Origin of the sequence: Zunongwangia atlantica 22II14-10F7, assembly GCF_002094855.1 — a bacterium.
Taxonomy (GTDB): domain Bacteria; phylum Bacteroidota; class Bacteroidia; order Flavobacteriales; family Flavobacteriaceae; genus Zunongwangia; species Zunongwangia atlantica.
Window position 1 is genome coordinate 126,058 of sequence record NZ_ARYN01000012.1, and the last position, 19,629, is coordinate 145,686.

11 protein-coding genes are annotated in these 19,629 nt (G+C 34.2%); 4 read left to right on the plus strand and 7 right to left on the minus strand.

All coding sequences use genetic code 11. The features are described from left to right. Positions 1-26: 26 nt before the first annotated feature. A complete protein-coding gene (locus IIF7_RS13855; protein WP_084842294.1) occupies positions 27-1,868 on the minus strand; it encodes a RagB/SusD family nutrient uptake outer membrane protein in 1,842 nt (613 codons plus the stop codon). Between the two features lie 22 nt (positions 1,869-1,890). After that, complete coding sequence (locus IIF7_RS13860; protein WP_084842295.1) at positions 1,891-5,052, minus strand: SusC/RagA family TonB-linked outer membrane protein; 3,162 nt, start codon at positions 5,050-5,052, stop codon at positions 1,891-1,893. Between the two features lie 771 nt (positions 5,053-5,823). Between IIF7_RS13860 and IIF7_RS13870 the strand changes: the two genes are divergently transcribed. Beyond that, positions 5,824-9,900 carry a hybrid sensor histidine kinase/response regulator transcription factor gene (locus IIF7_RS13870; protein ID WP_176218962.1) on the plus strand — a complete coding sequence of 1,359 codons (4,077 nt, stop codon included), beginning with the start codon at positions 5,824-5,826 and terminating at the stop codon, positions 9,898-9,900. 118 nt (positions 9,901-10,018) lie between these two features. Here IIF7_RS13870 and IIF7_RS13875 read toward each other — a convergent pair whose 3' ends face one another. Continuing rightward, positions 10,019-11,638, minus strand: a complete 1,620-nt coding sequence (locus tag IIF7_RS13875) for an aspartate:alanine exchanger family transporter (RefSeq protein ID WP_084842298.1) — start codon at positions 11,636-11,638, stop codon at positions 10,019-10,021. 571 nt (positions 11,639-12,209) lie between these two features. Here IIF7_RS13875 and IIF7_RS13880 point away from each other — a divergent pair. From IIF7_RS13880 to IIF7_RS13890, 3 genes are all read left to right on the plus strand, one after another. Continuing rightward, entirely contained in the window at positions 12,210-13,436 is a 1,227-nt protein-coding gene (locus IIF7_RS13880) for a site-specific integrase (protein WP_084842299.1), read from the plus strand. Between the two features lie 84 nt (positions 13,437-13,520). Then, a complete protein-coding gene (locus tag IIF7_RS13885; protein ID WP_084842300.1) occupies positions 13,521-14,600 on the plus strand; it encodes an SGNH/GDSL hydrolase family protein in 1,080 nt (359 codons plus the stop codon). Beyond that, entirely contained in the window at positions 14,597-15,979 is a 1,383-nt protein-coding gene (locus IIF7_RS13890) for a sialate O-acetylesterase (protein ID WP_084842301.1), read from the plus strand. Before IIF7_RS13885 ends, IIF7_RS13890 begins: the two co-directional genes overlap by 4 nt. A 9-nt stretch (positions 15,980-15,988) precedes the next feature. Here IIF7_RS13890 and IIF7_RS21095 read toward each other — a convergent pair whose 3' ends face one another. The 4 genes from IIF7_RS21095 to IIF7_RS13905 are packed head-to-tail and all read right to left on the minus strand — an operon-like array spanning position 15,989 to position 19,611. Then, positions 15,989-16,417 carry a glycoside hydrolase 5 family protein gene (locus IIF7_RS21095; protein WP_245801643.1) on the minus strand — a complete coding sequence of 143 codons (429 nt, stop codon included), beginning with the start codon at positions 16,415-16,417 and terminating at the stop codon, positions 15,989-15,991. Next, complete coding sequence (locus IIF7_RS13895; RefSeq protein ID WP_245801644.1) at positions 16,378-17,259, minus strand: glycoside hydrolase 5 family protein; 882 nt, start codon at positions 17,257-17,259, stop codon at positions 16,378-16,380. Before IIF7_RS13895 ends, IIF7_RS21095 begins: the two co-directional genes overlap by 40 nt. An 8-nt stretch (positions 17,260-17,267) precedes the next feature. Beyond that, positions 17,268-18,452 carry an AGE family epimerase/isomerase gene (locus IIF7_RS13900; RefSeq protein WP_084842302.1) on the minus strand — a complete coding sequence of 395 codons (1,185 nt, stop codon included), beginning with the start codon at positions 18,450-18,452 and terminating at the stop codon, positions 17,268-17,270. Then, positions 18,439-19,611 carry a glycoside hydrolase family 130 protein gene (locus IIF7_RS13905; protein WP_084842303.1) on the minus strand — a complete coding sequence of 391 codons (1,173 nt, stop codon included), beginning with the start codon at positions 19,609-19,611 and terminating at the stop codon, positions 18,439-18,441. The genes IIF7_RS13900 and IIF7_RS13905 overlap by 14 nt, the downstream gene beginning before the upstream one ends. Positions 19,612-19,629: the final 18 nt, after the last annotated feature.

Consider the following 19,629-nt stretch of genomic DNA (forward strand, 5'->3'; position numbering starts at 1 on the left):
AATAAATTTTTGTTAGTGGTAAAATTCTAGTGATAAGGATTTCTTACCAATTTTGGGTTATTATTTAGAACCCCTTGATCTATTGAAGCATAATAATTACCAAGTCTAAACAGGCGTGCTCTTCTAAATCTGGTTGGTCTCATCCTACTATAGATATAATGGTTATCATCTGGATGCCCAGGACGCACTATTCTATACGGATACAAACCATAAACAACTGCCTGCTCACTATTTTCGTCTCCATCCCAAATTTCGTGTGCAATTCTCCAGCGTCTTAGATCGAAGAAACGGTGATCTTCAAAAGCCAGTTCTACACGACGTTCGTTACGAATATCTTCCATCGTAACACTTGCAATACTATTTGCAGGGAAACCTGCACGTTCTCTTAGCGTATTAATGTAACCTGTGGCAGTTTCAGCTTGTCCTAATTCGAAGGCTGCTTCTGCTCCATTTAAATAGATTTCACCTAAACGGAACCAAGGCCACCAGTTCTCTGAAGCTACTCCTCGAAGACTTGCTCCTGATGCATTACTTAAAAACTTACGAATATAGAAACCCGTATTACTCACAAACTGTGCGTTATCCTGTGGACCATCTGCGCCTGTCCATAATCCTCCATCTTCGTAAGTACTACCTAAATTTTGAGAAGTTTCATAAGAATAATCTGAGCCATTCCAAACTGCAACACCAGCCTGTAAGCCAACAGGTGTACTTCTAAAAGTAGTTCCTGGATAAATTACCGTTCCGTATAAACGGGCGTCTTTATTAGCAAAGATATCGGTAAGCTCGTCGTAAACTATAGGTGTTCCATTAGCATCTGTAATTCTTAATTCACCATCGCTACCATCTAAATAATCAAAGCTTTCTACCAGATTTAATGAAGGTGTAAGATTAGTAGGATATTCGTTATCCTCGGTTAAGCTTCTTGGGATATTCTCGTAAGTAAAACCATGTGTTTTTAAGCTATTCTGAAAATCTTTTGCAAAAATTACTTCGTTACTGGTTTTATCCATTAGCATTTCATAGAAATTCATCCCCCTATCTGGATTTTCATCATAAAGAGAATAATTTCCATTTTGTAAAATTTCCTGAGTTGCCGCTAAAGATCTAGTATAAAATTCATTTGCTCTTCCTGCAGGGATTCCTACTTCTCCACCAGGTAAAGTAATTGGATTGTCCATTAAATTATTATATCTGGCTAAAGAACCTGCATATAACATCGCACGACTTTCTAAGGCTAAAGCGGTATAATAATTAGCTCTTGTTTGGCTACCATTATTCCCAGCAAGATCATCTTTTATAGCTTCTAATTCAGTATAAATAAAATCGTAAACCTCAGCTTCTGTAGATCTTGGTATTTGTAGATACTCTGGATTACCGCTATAATCGTAAATAAGCTGCTCGGTTACTAATGGAACTCCTCCCATACGTTTAACCATTTCGAAGTAAACAAAAGTTCTAATAAATCTAAGTTCAGCTCCAAAAAGGTTTCTTTCTTCTACGTCTATTTCAGTACTAAATTCTTCAAGATTATCTAGAGCTAAGTTAATGTCTCTTATAAAACCATAATCCCAGTAACGACCATAGTCGTATCCATACTGAAAGTCGTTTCTCCAGTTTTGATCGTTATGACCAGACCACATAGCGTCGTCGATCTCTGTCATTCCACCAACATTAAACACCCCATGTAAACTTGGTAACCTGTCGTAATAGTTAGCCAATAGAGATTGAATTAAATCTGGATCATTCCATAATTGTTCATCACCAATTATATTTTGAGGTTGGCGCTCTAGGTATGCATCATTATCACAGCCAATAACGCCTATAAAACATGCAACTAATAAGATGCGTAAGATTGTATATTTCATAATAATATTTTAAAAACTACTATTAAAGTGAAAGATTTAAGCCGACAACAATTGTTCTTTGTTGTGGATAAACAACTGAACCACTTGCTGATATTTCTGGATCGATCTCGAAACCATTAACATTATCGAAAGAAGCCAGGTTAGAACCAGTTACATAAAAACGAAGTCTATCTATATTTACTTTAGACATCCATTCTTTTGGCAAAGTGTATCCTAATTCGATATTTCTTAGCCTTAAGAACCATACGTTGGTTAACCAGAAGTCACTATTAAGATAATTTGGACCAACATTACCATTACGTATTGCAGGGTATCTTCCAGGAATCCATTCACTTTCTGGGTCGTAAGGATCTGCTCTATGCCAACGATCTTCTAATAAATAAGCTGGCGAGTTTCCTCCTGCATGAAATGGGTTTCTTAACTCGTAATCCTGAAACCAGGATTGCATACTACCACCGGCAAGATCTACTGTAAGATCAACATTTTTCCAGTTCATAGCGATTGTACCACCATAGGAAATTATAGGCGACCAACTATTTGGGTAACCAATAGGACGTTCGTCCATCCAGTTGATCACGCCATCTTCATTCACATCCTTATACATAAAATCCCCTGGCAACAAAGTTCTGTTGTTTTGACCGTCAATATTAATAGGGTGATTTCTAATTTGCTCTTCATTTTCAAATCTTCCAACTACCTGATATCCCCACCAGATACCGCCCCAACGGCCTTCTGAAGAATTTCTGTACTCTGCCCAGGAATTTCCGAAACGAGGTTTATAGGATGAAATGTTTTTATATCTGGAATATGTGAAGTTACCACTAACAGAGTAGTTAAAGTCGTTAATCGAACCTTTATAAGTAATTATACCTTCTGCACCATTATACCCATTTTCATTAAGGTTTTCGTTAGGTAAAGTATATCCTACCTCACTTGGCAGTAATACATCATATCGTGGTGCAGGCACACCTGTTCTTCTTATTCTAAAAAGATCTGCAGTAACACTAAGTTTATTATTAAACATTGTAAGATCTATACCAATGTTAGAATTTGTATTTGTTACCCAGGATAAATTTCTAATTGGTAATCCCCTTGGGCGCAAACCTGTAGTATAGTTTCCATCTAATACTGCACTACCATTATTCCAGGTATAACCACCTATATAATCAAACATTCCAACGCCTTGTTCTTGCCCAGTTTCCCCGGTAGAAGCTCTAATTTTAAGATCGTCGATAATACCGGTAAGTGGTTCGAAAAATTTCTCATCAGAAATTCTCCATCCTAAAGAAATACCAGGGAAGAATCCCCAGCGATCATCCTCTGGATATAAGTAAGAAGCATCATATCGGCCTAATAATTCAATTAGGTATTTATCATCAAAACTATAGTTTATCTTACCAATATAACCTGCTCTTGCCTGGTAACTCCAACCATCTGAAAAAGAATTTAATTGATCAAATTCTAGTAATGGCAGATAATTATTAGAAGGATTTGTTCCCATTTGCTGGTAATCCTGTTCAAAATCAGATCGCTCGTAAGCAGCCATAATAGTAAACGAATGCTTATCTATCTTTTTGGCATAATCTAATTTGATCTGAGAGAATGTACTTATATCTTCTCGCTCTGTCTGGTATCTCCAACCACCATCTGCTCCACCTGTTGGGTTATAAACGTCATTAGCTTCGTCGTATGTAAAAACATCGTAAGTGTACTGGAAGCCGTCAAATTTATTATTACTGAAGTTATAAGAATACGTTCCTCTCGCTTTTAATCCAAAGTCAAACTCATATTCAGCATATAAATTTACATTCAGGTTTCTTCCAAAATTATCTTTATACCCTACGATATCTCTATCAAACAAAGCTGGGTTTCTGGAATAATCCCTGGTATGGTTAGGATACTCTGGATTGTTATTTGCATAAGGTGGTGAAGTAGGTAAGTTACTAAACAATCCTAATATTGCTGAGAAATAACCATCTCCTCCCGGCAAACCAACATCATTGGTTTCTTCTATTCTACCACTAATTTGTGTACCTACTTTTAATCTTTTTGCTATTTGTGATTCGATATTAGCCTGTAGGTTTGTTCTTTCGTATCCAAAATCATCTAATAAAGCCTCCTGATTGGTATTGGCTAGAGATAAATAATAATTGGTTTTATCTGTTCCTCCAGAAACACTTGCATTTACGTGATACTGCGGAACATTATCTCGCATAATAAAGTCGTAATAATCATAGCTTTGATAACCAGGTAAAGTTCCTTCCTGCCATCTTTGTAACTCCTCTGGTGTAAAAACAGTATTGGGATCACGCCCTTCATTTTGTGCTGCTTCTACAAGACCTCTTGTATATTGCGCAGCGTTTGCTAGATCTGGAAATCTAGTAAGGTTTTGCCAACCGGTATATCCATTAATATTAATTTTTGGCTGGTCTGAATTTTTTCCCTTTTTAGTAGTTACCAAAACTACCCCATTTGCAGCTCTCATTCCATAAACAGCTGCAGAAGCATCTTTAAGGATCGTAATACTTTCTATATCTTCAGGGTTTATCGAGTTAAACATATCGTTACCCGAGTTTCCTGTAGATTGTACCCAGTCACGACCATTATCACCTCCATAAGGAACCCCATCGATTACATAAAGTGGATTTCCCATATTTCTAATTTCTAATGCCGCACCACGACCTGGTCTCGCATCCTGCGCTCTAACAGAAACCCCCTGAATTTTTCCAGCTAAAGCACCTGCGGTAGTAGTTGAAGTTGTACGCGCAATATCTTCAGATTTAATTGTACTAATTGCACCGGTTACATCTTTTTCTCTTTTAGTACCATAACCTACAACTACAACTTCATCTAAAGCTTCCTCGTTAGCCTGAAGAGTAATCTCATAATTAGTTTCAGAAGTTAAAACAACTTCCTTTTCTAGAAATCCTATATAGGAAATTAAAAGAACCTGTTCATCATCGCTATCCTGAACAACGATTTCAAATTCTCCATCAAAATTAGTCACTACTCCGTTAGAAGTACCCTTTAATAATACAGATGCTCCCGGTAAAGGTAAACCTGCATTATCTAACACAACTCCAGAAATTTCCCTTTCCTGAGCCATGATTACATGTGATAAAAGCGCAAAGAATAAAAAGCAGCAAACTTTGAGCTTTTGCGATTGTTGTAAAATTTTATACATATAGCTAAAAATTTAATTAAAAACGGTTTGTTATATTTTTAATAACATTACAGAAACGAAGAAATCGATTTCGGTAATTATCCTTTACAATATTCTTTATTTTTAGCCTTTTTTAAAGGATAAAATCTGTCCAGATAAGGGGTGTTTTTAAGCACATTTTGTTAATTTATGAAGCTTAAGGGGTTATAATCTAAAATTCATAAACCGAATAGAAGAAAAAATTGCAATTCAGCAAAAACCTAAAATATTAAGAAAAGAGAAATCCTACTTTGGTTAATTTTTACTAAAAAATGAAGGGAGAAACTAAGGGGCTTCCGCCCCTTCCCTTTGAATTCATCTAGAAAAGAACTTTCTATTGGTTAGAAAAATCTTTCAGATTTCATGCTTTTTGAACCATATTTATGTAAAAGAATCTCAAAATCACAACTAAAAATCATCAAAAAACGCTTATGCCTATTGCATGTTAAATTTCAATCATATTTTTGTACTCATAGGGACATTTATTGATTTTTATTACGGCACTTTCTGTTCAGATTATACGATTTTGAGGAAGATTTTTTAAAAACAGGATTAAGACTAAACTAAATCGAGGTTTTATACCCATTGGCGGTGCCAATAAAAATATAAAACCTCAAAGCCGGAATTTTCCTGAGATTCTCATTAAAATTATAAGTGTTTTTTATACATTTAAAGCAAAATTTTACTTTAAAACGTATATCTTTTAACCTCCAAAAAGAAAACGATTTCGAAGACACCTGAAAAGCCATGATTATGAAGATGATACTTACTATTTTTTGCTTCCTTTCTATTTTGGGTGGTCATCTTTTTGCTCAGGATTCTTTAGAAGAGCAAGCTCAACAAGAATTAAATTTTCATCTCTTAAATGTCGAAAATGGACTTTCCAGCAACTCGATTAACGATATTGCTCAGGATTCTTTAGGTTTTATATGGATTGCTACTGAAGATGGTTTAAATAGATATGATGGATCTGAATTTTTAAAATTCAGAGAAAATGCCAACTTAAAGGAAAATAGAATTGCCAACAATTCTGTACAACGACTTGTCTTTAATAATCCAGAAGAACTATTAATTGGTACAGATGAAGGTCTTAATGTTTATAATATCAGAACTGGCCAAATGAAATTGATAAGCCAAAAAGATGGCTTACTTAATAATAGTATCAGTTCGATTTCTTTGACTTCTTCAGGATCTTTTATTGTTGGTACGTATCGCGGCGGAATTCAATTGATTGATAAAAACCTACAATTTCAGAAAAAATATATTGATTATAGCTCGATGACTTCCACAGAAATTTCGGCGACGCTTATACAGCAAGATTCGATTCTTTGGGTGGGAACTTTTAATAAAGGATTAAATAAAATAGATTTTAAATCTGGAAAAGTTGTAAAAAAATACCAGGCATCAAACAGTTTTTTAAATTCCTCTATTATCAATTGTCTTTACGAAGATAAACAGGCTAATCTTTGGATAGGAACGCGATCTGGAGTTTCAGTAATTACCAACAATGGAAAGAAAATAAGTTTTAAAGAGCATTTAAGTGATATCGATATTTTATCCTTTCAGGAAGATTATAAGGGTAATATATGGATAGGAACCAGAAATGGTGGTTTAAATATTATAAATAAAACTTCATTTTTAAATCATCCTGAAAAGACCATCGTTCAAAAATTTTTACCGGCAAATGACGGAACCAGCGTATTTAACCGCTCTATCCACAAAATGACAGTCGATACCAATGGAAAAGTTTGGATAGGCACTTCTACCGGTCTTAATTATGTAAATCCCGAAGGAGAAATTGTACACACATTACAGCAAAAAGAACAGGACGAAAACTCATTAATTCACAATCGTATTGGGACTTTGGCAAATGCCTCTAACGCCAATGTATGGATAGGAACAGATGGCGGTGGTTTAGATCTTTACGATCCCATTTCAAAAAAATTCACTCATTTTACCCATAACAATCTTGATTCCAATAGCTTAAGCAATAATTATATTCTATCGATTCTTGAAGATACTAATAACCGGGTTTGGGTAGGCACTTATCTGGGTGGCTTAAATAAACTGGATAAAAACACAGGTAATTTTAAGCACTACTTAACAGGAAAACCAGGCGACGGCAGTGATGTGAGAGCTATCTTTCAGGCAAATAATGGGAACATCTGGGTTGGCACAAACCAAGGTGGTTTATACCTGTTTGATGAAAAACAAGATCAATTTAAATACATTGAAAATCTTGGTAAAATAGACATTAGAGATATTGAAGAGGATAAGCTTGGCAATCTTTGGTTAGGTACATTTGGTACAGGCATCATTAAATACAATCCTAAAACAAATATATCAGAGTCCTTTAATTCTTCAAATATTGAAGGAATGACCAGCAATATTGTCTTTGCTATTCATCCAATTTCAGCAAATAAAATAATGGCCGGCACCAGATACGGCGGCCTAATTTTACTGAATCCTGAAGCTAAAAAAATCAATACCTATACTGAAGAAAATGGGCTTAGCAATAACACCATTACCGATATTGTACAAGAAAACGACGAATTTATCTGGCTCTCTACATACAACGGTATTAACAGATACAGTCTCGAAAATGAAGAAATACTGGATATTTCGAGCTTAAATAATATTCAGAAAGGTGGATTTGGTGTTGGATGCCTGTTAATTTCTGAAGCAGGAAGTATTTATGCGGGTGGTACTAATGGAATAAATTATTTTGATCCTCAAGAATTCTCTAAACAACAAAAAACCTATCCCCTTATTCTTAAAGATCTTATTGTATTAAACAAAAAAGTAATGATAAGGGATAATAAAGATGCTATTTTAAATTCTGCCTTGCCTTATCAATCTTCAGTTGTTCTGGATCACGATGAAAATACATTTTCAATAGACTTTGCAGCCTTAAAATTTCCTGAGGCCAATAATATCGAATATCTCTATCAATTAAAAGGTCACAATGAATTTTGGGTAAAAACCCAGGGTGTAGGAACGGCAAATTTCACCAATGTCCCACCAGGAGAATACGAACTAGAAATTAAAACAGATTCTCCTTATAGTGCAAATACGTCTAAAGTTTTAGCCATTAGCATTCTTCCTCCATTTTGGGCAACTTTCCCAGCGTATGTACTTTATATTCTAGCTTTTGGGCTAATATTGTTTATAATTGGCAAGTATTATTCAGAGCGATTAAAACTGAATAACTCTTTAGTTTTTGAGAAAAAACAACGAAAGTTAGAGCATGATCTTAACGAAGAACGATTACGCTTTTTTACCGCTTTCTCACACGAGTTAAAAACACCTCTTACCCTAATTATGGCGCCTGTAGAAAGTTTATTAGGCAAAGTAAGTAAACAGGAAACGATAGAGAATCTAAATTTTATTAAACGAAATGCCCAAAATCTGTACGGCCGTATAGATCGCCTATTGGAATTTAGAAAAGCCGAAGAAGGTCTTAGCCAATTAGTAGTAGGGCAACACGATCTTGAAAAGCACATCGAGCAATGGACAAAGAATTACAAGCCACTGGCTAAAGACAAGAAAATTAAACTCTCCCTGGCTATTTTAACCCAATTAGAAAATTTTAATTGTGATTTAAGCAAACTCGAAATTATTTATAACAACCTGTTATCCAATGCGATTAAATATTCTAAATGGCAGGGAAAAGTAACTATCGAAGTTTTTACTGAAAATAAGATGCTTCAAATAAAAGTTAGCAACCAGGGCATTGGCATTAAAGAAGAAGATATTAATCAAATATTCGACTGGTATTATCGTGCAGATAATAGCCTTAGAAAAAAAGGATCTGGTATTGGGTTAGCACTCTCAAAACGTTTTGCTGAACTTCATCAGGGAACTATCAATGTAAAAAGTGAAAGCAATGGTATTACCCAGTTTACCCTTAGCATTCCGGTTAATCTAAGTGCCAATAACCTGGAAACTTTAACCGAAGAAAAAGATCTTGAAAACGCCCTGGCTAAAGAAAGTTTTACACAAACAACGATTATAGATAAAAAAGAAAAACAATTAGCAGGTAAAAAAGGTAAAGAAATAGTGCTAATTGTAGACGATAATCCAGAAATCCTAATGTTTTTGGATAACATCCTAAAGGACGATTTTGATCTTATACATTCTCGTGATGGTGAAGACGGCGTAAAAAAAGCATTAAAATATGTCCCAGATTTAATAATTTCAGACGTAATGATGCCAAAATTAGATGGTATTCAGTTATGCAATGAATTAAAGACACATCATATCACCAGCCATATCCCAATCATATTATTAACAGCCAAAAGTAATACCGAAAGTATTTCTTCAGGATTTTCTAAAGGAGCAGATGATTATGTGACCAAACCATTTCATCCTACATTATTAAAAACCAGGATTAAAGCGATACTCGAAAATCGTAAAAAATTACGTGAATTTTTACTGAATGAAAACCCCAACAATCAGGAACATACTTTCTCTGAAAAAGCTTCTGGAATTATCGATTCTGAAAAGAAATTTTTACTGAAAACCGAAGAACTTATCTTAAAAGGCTGCCCTGAAGTTAAAGTAAATACAGATTATCTGGTAAAAGAGCTTGGTATGAGCAGAACATCTTTATATCGAAAAATAAAAGCCATTACCGGCCAAAGTATTAACGAATTTATTAGAGATACTAAGCTTAAAAAGGCAGCTAAACTAATTTACCAGGAAGAATACTCGGTTACTGAAGCTTCTTTTGAAGTTGGTTTTAGCAGCATCAAATATTTTAGAAAAGTATTCAAAGAAAAATACGGTTACAACCCATCTGAATTTAAATCTGGCGCAGCACAACTTTAAAATCTTCTTCAAAAAAGCTCTCAAATTCATCGAATATTGGCCTAGTATAAAAGCCTCCCGAATAATTTACGGGAGGCTTTTTCAGTATAAATTATATTCTTAGTCTATAATTCTAAGCTTATAAACTTCCTAATATTTGTGCACAGATAATGATGGTAACTAAAGCAAAAGGATATACTGTGGCGTAAGCAACCTGTGGGCCTTCTGTACTCGTCATAGAATCTACAGCAGTTAAGCCAGGTGTACTTGTCATTCCGCCAGTTAAGGCTCCTAAAAGAGAAAGGAAATTAACCTTAAAGATTAATCTGCCAATAATAACAACAATGATCATAGGCACTAAGGTGATTATTGCACCTATTCCAAAAAGATTAAGTCCATATTCGTTAATTGTAGGTGCAATTTTACTTCCCGCAGCTAAACCTACAGGGGTAAGAAAAAGCAATAAACCAAATTGCCTTAAAATTTGATTTCCTACTACGGGCAAATTCCAAATTATTGGTCCGGTTTTACCAATCCTACTTAAAACCAAAGCAGCAATTAAAACACCTCCCGTAATTCCCAAAGAGAAAGAACTACCACCAGGAAGCGGAATTTCTATAGCCCCTAAAAGTAAGCCAACCACACAGCCCAAAGCTACAGGCAAGAAACTTGTGGTTTCTACTTCTTTCATACTGTCTCCCAAAATATGGGAAAGAGCAGCCACATTCCCTTTACTAGAAGAAATTAATAATCGGTCTCCATATCGCAGTTTTAAAGTAGGCCTTGCAGATAAATCTATTCCTGCTCGTCGAACTCTGGTTACCGTTGCTTTAAAATTTCGTTTTACGTTGAGTTCTTTAAGTGATTTATTAACCACGTTTCGTCTGGAAACCACGTACCATTTTATTTCCATCAAGCCACTGGCTGGTATTTCAACTTCCGTAGAATGGCCTAATAAAACCTCAACTCTTTTTAAAGCTTCTTCAGTTCCAACTGCTTTTACCACATCGCCTTTATGTAAAACAGCTTCCGCAGTGGGAGCAACAGACATGGTATTAGGGCTCATAATTCTAGAAATATTGGCTTTGGTCATCATCCTAATATCAAGATCTTTTATGGTACGCCCTTCGATATTATCATTTGTAATTTCGAAATTCCTATTAGTAACTTCTGGAATCTTGCTTTGAGCTTCCCGAACGTAATTCTCTTCCTCTTTTGAAATCTTAGCTCCAAAAAGCTTCGGGGATAGCTTTACAAATAAAATAACCCCAATTACACCAAAAGGATACGCAATACCATATCCTATAGATGCCAATGGAGAATTAGAAGCCTCGATAGCTGCTGCCAGACCTGGTGTACTGGTAAGTGCTCCTGTTAATAAGCCTACTGAAATTTTATAATCTACATCAAATCCAATAGATAACAATGCGGTAGTAATCGTACCTATTACCACACTTAATACTGCCAGGATAATTAGTTTTGCACCCTGACTTTTAAATACTTCAAAGAAAGACGGTCCCGCTTGCATACCAATGGTAAAAATGAAAAGCAAAAGACCTATTTTCTGAATAATTTCCGGGAGTTTAAAATCTACTCCCTGAATGTTGAGCCAGTAGCCGTAAAAAATAGCTACAAAAATAACTGCGGAAGAATCAAAGGATACCCCTTTAATTTTAATTCCGCCTAAAAAAATACCAATACCGATAATAATGAAAAGTGCGATGTAATCTGTACCTAAAAAATCTAACAAAAATTCCATAATTAGATGATTTAATTGACTTTCTACTCTAGTTGAAGATTGGGATAAAATCGAGTATAAAGATACATGAGAATTAAAGTGAGGAAACTGATGATTATCATGTTTTTGAGAACTTCTAGAGATAATTTTTTGGAAACTTATCGAATAGAAACAAAAGGGTTTTTTACCGAGAAATTAGAAAACACATTTATAAACCAACCCATGACGACAAATCTATAAAAGCTCAAATTTTTTTAGAAAAGTGACCTCGAAGTATCTTTTGGGGTAAAAAAATAAAAGCCTCTCAAAAAAATGAGAGGCTTTTCGGTGGTCCCACCTGGGCTCGAACCAGGGACCCCTTGATTATGAGCTGCTTTCTAAGCAAATTAAGCAGTCGTAAATATCAACATAATTAATTGAAAAACAATGATTTACATATTTTTTGATATCATTTGATATCATCTGAAATCAAAGAAAAAAGGCAATCTGCGTGCAAATTACGTGCAAATTTTTTCACTAAATTTATAAGACCTGAACTCGTGCCTTAGCCTATTAAATAAGGATTTTTATCATCACCTAAAGTATAAATCTTATGAAAACCAGTCTAATTTTAACACTAGATAAACGTCGAAAAACACAAGATCATCAATATCCAATAAAAATACGGCTTAGTCATTTCTCTAAATCTACCTCAATTGCCACCGGACACAAAGTACCTATTAACAGCTGGGATGAGAATCGAAGACGTATTAAATCCTCCTATAAAGGTACCTCAAAGTTAGGACAATTAAATAATTTATTGGCTAAAATTATCGTTGAATATCAGGACATTCTGAACGAACTGCACGATTCGGGAGAACTAGATTACCTCTCTATTAAACAGGTAAAAGCTAAACTAACCGGACAAACAACTTATGATTCATTCTATCAATTTGGTGATGCAAAAGTGGAGGAGCTTCGTGCTTTAGGTAGATATGGAACAGCAAAGAACTATGAACATTTATTAAATGTCCTTAGAACATTCACGCGCGGTGCAGAAGTAAAATTCAACGAAGTTAACTATCAATTTTTAAAAGATTTTGAGCGCTATCACTTATCTAAAAAAGGCAATAGCATTAACGGAATTGCCTCTTATATGCGTACTCTGAGAGCTATCTATAACAAGGGAATCAAAGAAGGCCTTATTAAAAGAGAGGCATACCCATTTTATAATTATCAAATTAAAACGGTTCCTACCGCAAAAAGAGCTATTAAGCTAGAATCTATACAGAAGATATTAGCTCTAACCGTTCCAGAGACCGATTTCATGTTCCACTACAGAAACTATTTTTTACTTTCATATATGTTATTTGGTTTATCTTTTATTGATTTAGCTTTCTTAAAAATCGAAAACATAGTAGATGGTAGAATTCGATTTCAACGCAAAAAGACCAGTAAGGTTTATGATATAAAAATCACTAAACCTATTGAGGAGATTTTAAACTATTATACGAAAGGAAAGACTAGCAATGATTTTATTTTGCCAATAATAAAAAGAGAGGAACCTGAACTTCAATATAAAGACGCCAAAGATGCCTTGCATCGATATAATGCAGGTTTAAAAAGAATGGCGAAATTATGTGACATCGAAGAAAAGTTAACTTCTTATGTTTCAAGACATAGTTTTGCTACTCATGCATTATTAAAAAATGTTCCACTAATGGCAATCTCATCTATGTTGGGTCATTCAAAAATTAATACAACTCAGATATACTTAAAGTCTTTACCTACAAATATTTTAGATCAGTACCAGGAGGAAATGAACAAGGTCTTTTCATAATTGGGTTGAAAATATACTATCATTAAATGAAATTTTAATAGAAGATAATAAATTCAAGTTTTACTAAATTGAATAAAAATTTTCATGCATAAATTTGTACTATTTTCATTGGTTTTAATTTCTCTAGCCTCGTGTACTAAAACCAATAAAGACAAGTATTATCCTGCAAGTTCTAGCAACTTTCAATATCAAGGACGTATTAAGAAACTAAACGACTCGACTATTACATTAATTGGTTCAGCCTCTAATATACACTTTGCAGTTGAAGGCGATAGCTGTCAACTCTTTTTCAGTGGTGTTAACCAAAGTGATTACGTGAGTTTAGAATTGAATAGTAAGTATATCGGCCGATTTAATATTAAAAATTCTCCAATCCAAATTGGCCTGAAAGATTCTTTAAACGACATAAAAATTTATAAGGCAACCGAAGCATCTACAGGAGATATTTTTTTTAATGGTGTAAAAGCTGAAAAAATCTCAAAAGCAATTTCTAAACCACGAAAGAAAATTGAATTCATAGGGAATTCTATAACGTGTGGCATGGGAGCGGATATGGATTCCATAGATTGCGGATCTGAAAACTGGTTTGATCAACACAATTCTTATTTAGCATATGGGCCAAGAATAGCGAGAATTTTGGATGTAGATTTCGAATTAAGTTGTGTATCGGGAATGGGCATGTATCGAAACTGGAATGATGAAGATCAACCTGTAATGCCAGATGTATATGATTTTAAAAATCTAAGTGATGACGGAGAAAGAAGAACAAAACCGGAACATTCACCGGATATCATAAGTGTAGCATTAGGTACTAATGATTTATCCAAAGGAGATGGAATTAAAGAGAGATCTGAATTTAATCATAAAAAGTTTGAGCGTAACTACATCAAATTTTTAAACCATCTTCATAAAATATACCCGCAGGCTAAATTTACTCTTTTGACAAGCCCAATGGTGGATCCCGAATCCAAAGAAGGTAAGGAACTACTGGAATCGTTACGTTCTATTAAATCAAAACTTAATGATGAACTAACCATTGAAATTTTTGAATTTAAACTTATGCAACCCGAGGGTTGTGCCTATCATCCTTCATCACAAGATCATAAGATCCTTGCTCAACAACTAGTTCCATTTTTTAAAAATATTCTAAGTTCTAAATCATGAAAAAAATTTTAATTACCTTACTAATAGGCTTAGTGAGTATGGATTTCTTCGCCAATATTGAACTCCCATCCATATTTTCAGATAATATGGTTTTACAAAGAAATAGTAAAATTAAGATTTGGGGCTGGGGAAATCCAGGAGAGAAAATTAATATCGTTGCGTCCTGGAATAAAAATGATACAATTTCTACCAAAGTAGATCGACATTCAAATTGGAGCGTTGAAATTAAAACCAATGATAATAAAAATCCGCAGCGATTAGACTTGTATGGCTATAATCACATAAAGGTCGAAAATATATTATTTGGAGAGGTCTGGTTGGCTTCTGGACAGTCAAATATGGAATGGAATGCTGCTGCTGGTATTACTAAGGGTGAGGAAGCAATTGAAAATGCTGCGAATAAAAAAATAAGATTTTTTCAAATTCCAAAACGTTCTTCCAAATTTCCACAGCAGGAATTAACTGCTAATTGGAGGATTAATAGTCCCGAAACGATGCAAGAGTTTAGTGCAATCGCTTATTTTTTTGCTAACAAACTTTCAAAAGATTTGGGAGACATACCTATAGGAATAATCGGTTCGTACTGGGGTGGAACACCTGCAGAAATATGGATTCCGAAAAATAAATTTAAGAAAGACTCCATTCTTCAAAAGGCTGTTACTAAATTACCTAAGGAACCATGGGGACCTAATGAGCCTGCTTATGCATTTAATGCTATGATTCATCCTATTACAAATTATAAGATAGCAGGTGTAGTTTGGTATCAGGGAGAAAGTAATACCTCAAATGCAGAATATTATCAAAATACGTTTAAAGAATTAATTTATTCCTGGAGAGAAGTTTTTAATACTAATTTTCCATTTTATTATGCTCAAATAGCGCCCTACGATTATGGGCAAGATAATTTTAACGGGGTACTAGTTAGAGAGGCTCAACGAAAATCACTAAACATTCCGAATACTGGAATGGTTTTCACCGGCGATGTAGGAAACCCAAAAGATATCCATCCAAGAAATAAGAAACCTGTAGGAGAAAGGTTTGCCAATCTAGCATTGAACCTACACTATAATAAAATAGATAAAGAATATTATGGGCCACTTTTTTCACAATCATATTCAAAAAGTGATAGCTTAATTGTCGAGTTCTCCCATGCTAAAGAACTACATTTTATAAATAATCAATCATTATTCGAAGTTGCCGGACATGATAGTATTTTTTATCCTGCTGAAGCAGTTATAAAAAATACGAAAGTTATACTTAGCTCTAATAAAGTTAATAATCCCTTATGGGTTAGATATGCATGGAAAAATGACGCCGAACCAAACTTAATGAATGAAGAAAATCTGCCAGCTTCTGGGTTTTTAGAAAAAATAGAATAATTTAATAAGTTAATTTAGATTACTATTATATTTTTCAATCAGTTGAAGCGTAGTTTTATCTCCAGCATAAACTGAATTTAAGCCTTGGGGTTCTTGTGGAGGGTCTGCAGTGAAATCATCACCTTCTCTCCATTTTTCAGGATTATTTGATTGCTTTGCATATCCTGCAAATCCCCAAAAATTTACTCCGCCCATGAAACCATCCGACTGAGCACTTTCCAAAAGCTGTTGAAAAACTGATTCATAAAATTCATCACGGTAACCTGTATTTGATTTAAGTTTAAGACTTTCAGAGTTTCTAGGAAAACCAAATTCAGAAATCACGATGGGTTTATTTAATTCTTTTGCTACATCAATATGCTCTTTTATATATGATCTTGCATTCGAAATTGATTCATTTAATGATTTTGTTTCATCAGATACCTTATACCATCCCAATTTTTAGGCCACATATGAGCCGTTAAATAATCTATTTTAGGGTTTGCATGTAATACTTTATACGTATCAATATTCTGCAAATAACTCGCTTTGCCTTCGGCACCTGTAGAAATTAAAATTTTTGGTGCTAATGAATCTAACACTCTAACTGTTTTATCTAAAAATGATTTGAATGGCACTTTGTCGGATTCTGAAAAAATTCTGGGTTCATTCGCTACCTGCCAGGACATTATCGTTTTATCACTAGAATATTTTTCGCCATTATAATTATTTTTTCTTCCCAATATAAATGCTATATGCTTATAAAATGAATCCAAACATGGTTGACATGTGTGGAATTGCTCTGTATAATTCATGTATTCTTCCCAGGTATATTTCTCTAAAAAAGGATTGGGAACATTCCCATATCCATTCCAGTTCAAATAGGTGGACATACCGCCGGACCAGATCCAATTATTGTTTAAATATAATACAGCATACATTTTTCTTTTGCGCATTTCATTTAGCAAAAAATCTAACCCATCCAGAAGATCCTCATTATATTTCCCTTGTTCATATTGAAGCGCAGGCTTCACCTGAAAATCTTCTTTACCTCCCTCAGCACCAACTAGTATTCTCAAATTATCGATCCCAAGGCTATCCATTAGATCGAGTTCTTTTATCAATCGGGTTCTATTTCCTGACTTTTCTGATGCTATTATAGGTCCGTACCAGTAATTTGCTCCTATAAAGTAATATGGTTCATTTCCTTTTTTAAAATGACCGTCTACAATACTAATACGCTTAACTCCAGTACAAGAAAATAAAGTACCTATCAAAATTAATATAAATGCTTTCTTCATATTGAATATTATAACATCTGAATTAGTTTAACCAGAGCCCGGGAATTATGATATGGACACTTCCACATACCAATTTTATTTTCAGATTCATAAGGTTTACCTTCTTTGTTAATTCTGAAAAACCATTCTCCATAGTTCTTATCAATAATATAAGTTTTTACAAACTGCCAAATATCTATTAAAGCATCATGGTATGATTGTTTAGCTTCTATTTTGGAAACAAAGGCAAGTCCAAGCATTGCTTCTACCTGAGGCCACCAATGACGATCTTCATCAACAACCCCTTCCTTTTTTTCATTTATAATACCAAATGACTTTACGTAGGCTTCTTTTAAAAAGATATCACTTATTTGTATTGCCAAAGATTCCACTTTCTGAAGCAAACTTTTATCTTCCACAATGTGAGCTGCTTCTATTAATAACCATGCGGCCTCAATATCATGTCCATATGAAATAATATCCGTTTGGTTATTCCAGTGATCATCAAAAAATAGATAAAAATGTTTAGTACTTGAATTTAGGAATTTTTCTAAATGTAAATGAATCAAGTTATCTAATGCATTCTTAACTTTAAAGTTTCCTGATACAGCATATAATGATGTATAAGCTTCTAACAAATGCAAATGAGTATTCATTGTTTTTGAAGCATTGAGATCCTTTTCACTCAATCGCATATCCTCAATAGTATCCCAGTCATTTTTAAATGCTTCAAAGTATCCTCCGTTATTTAGGTCCTTAGCCCTATCTTCTATCAAATCAAAAACCTCAAGTGCCCAATTAAGTACATTTTGATCACCTGTGAGTTTATAGTATTCTGAGAGAGCATAAATTAAAAAAGCTTGAGCATAGATTTGTTTTCTGGAATTGGTTACCTCTCCCTTAAAACTTAAACTCCAAAAAACCCCTCCATAACGATTATCTTTAAAATTCGCTTTCAAATACCGGTATGCTCTGTCGGCCTCTGCTTTGCAAGAAAATGAACTATCAAAATTTTCTACAAATGAAAATGTCCATAACAGTCTTGTATTAAGAATAATCCCTTTATCCTGATTTATTCTAATATTATTATCATGATCTCTGGCTCCTATAAAACCTCCATTGACCTCATCCAGACTATTAGATTTCCAATAAGAAATAATATTTAGAAGTTCTATTCGAAATTCTTTTTTTAGAGTTTCTTTATTGGAGATCATAAACGGAATTTCTATTTATCAAATCTATAATAGACATCACAGATGCTCCTGAAGTATATTGATCCTGGGGTGTGTTTTTTACATAGTCTACAAGCTTATCCACAGTGCTTGTAGCTACATGAGATCTAGTATCTGAAGAAGCATAATATATATAAACAGTATTATCTTCATCTTTTATCCATCCATTAGCAAATAATACATTTGGAACATCTCCCACTGTTTCTTTATAATTTGGCGCCATAAAATATCCTGCAGGCTGAAAGATAACTTTTGAAATATCTTCCAAAGATGTCATAAACATATATAGTGTATATCTTAATCCTCCTGCAGTATTTCTTACACCGTGAGCGAGATGTAGCCATCCTTCTTTGGTTTTAATAGGAGCAGGTCCAAGCCCATTTTTCATTTCATAAATGGTATGATATACTTTTTGATTAATAATACATTCTTCTTCTAAAACTGGATTAGTAATATCTGTAACATACCCTAAGCCAATTCCTCCGCCTTTTCCTACTTCAATAAAACCATCCTGAGGTCGTGTATATAAGGCGTATTTACCTTTAACAAATTCTGGATGCATTACCACATTTCTTTGCTGTCCAGAATTCGATATTAAGTCTGGGAGACGTTCCCAATTCATCAGGTCTTTAGTTCTAACGATACCCGCATTAGCAACAGCTGCAGTAGTATCTTCAAAACGAGATTTGTCTTTTCGTTCCGTACAAAAAACACCATAGATCCAGCCATCTTCATGCTGGGTTAAACGCATATCATAAACATTTGTATCAGGCTCCCCATATGTAGGAAGTTCAATAGGTTTTTTCCAAAACTCGAATTGATCAATTCCGTTTGAGCTCTCGGCGATAGCAAAAAAAGATTTTCTATCATTACCCTCTACTCTTACTGCTAAAACATATCTTTCATTCCATTTAATTGCTCCCGGATTGAAAGTAGCATTAATACCTATTCTTTCTAAGCCATTTGGATTTGTTTCAGGGTTTAAGTCAAACCTCCACTCTATAGGCGCATGTTCACCAGTAACTACAGGGTTTTCATATCTCTGATAAATACCATTAGAATATTCTAATGCTTTATTTTGCTTTTTTATGAGGCTAACATGACTTGCGATCAGCTTTTCAAAATTGGGGATCGTTTTCATAAAGATTAATTTTTTAAT

What these genes read in the sequence shown, in the direction of transcription:
- IIF7_RS13855 (WP_084842294.1), bottom strand. Translation starts at nt 1,868, where the DNA reads ATGAAATATACAATCTTACGCATCTTATTAGTTGCATGTTTTATAGGC.
- IIF7_RS13860 (WP_084842295.1), bottom strand. Translation starts at nt 5,052, where the DNA reads ATGTATAAAATTTTACAACAATCGCAAAAGCTCAAAGTTTGCTGCTTT.
- IIF7_RS13870 (WP_176218962.1), top strand. Translation starts at nt 5,824, where the DNA reads ATGAAGATGATACTTACTATTTTTTGCTTCCTTTCTATTTTGGGTGGT.
- IIF7_RS13875 (WP_084842298.1), bottom strand. Translation starts at nt 11,638, where the DNA reads ATGGAATTTTTGTTAGATTTTTTAGGTACAGATTACATCGCACTTTTC.
- IIF7_RS13880 (WP_084842299.1), top strand. Translation starts at nt 12,210, where the DNA reads ATGAAAACCAGTCTAATTTTAACACTAGATAAACGTCGAAAAACACAA.
- IIF7_RS13885 (WP_084842300.1), top strand. Translation starts at nt 13,521, where the DNA reads ATGCATAAATTTGTACTATTTTCATTGGTTTTAATTTCTCTAGCCTCG.
- IIF7_RS13890 (WP_084842301.1), top strand. Translation starts at nt 14,597, where the DNA reads ATGAAAAAAATTTTAATTACCTTACTAATAGGCTTAGTGAGTATGGAT.
- IIF7_RS13895 (WP_245801644.1), bottom strand. Translation starts at nt 17,259, where the DNA reads ATGAAGAAAGCATTTATATTAATTTTGATAGGTACTTTATTTTCTTGT.
- IIF7_RS13900 (WP_084842302.1), bottom strand. Translation starts at nt 18,452, where the DNA reads ATGATCTCCAATAAAGAAACTCTAAAAAAAGAATTTCGAATAGAACTT.
- IIF7_RS13905 (WP_084842303.1), bottom strand. Translation starts at nt 19,611, where the DNA reads ATGAAAACGATCCCCAATTTTGAAAAGCTGATCGCAAGTCATGTTAGC.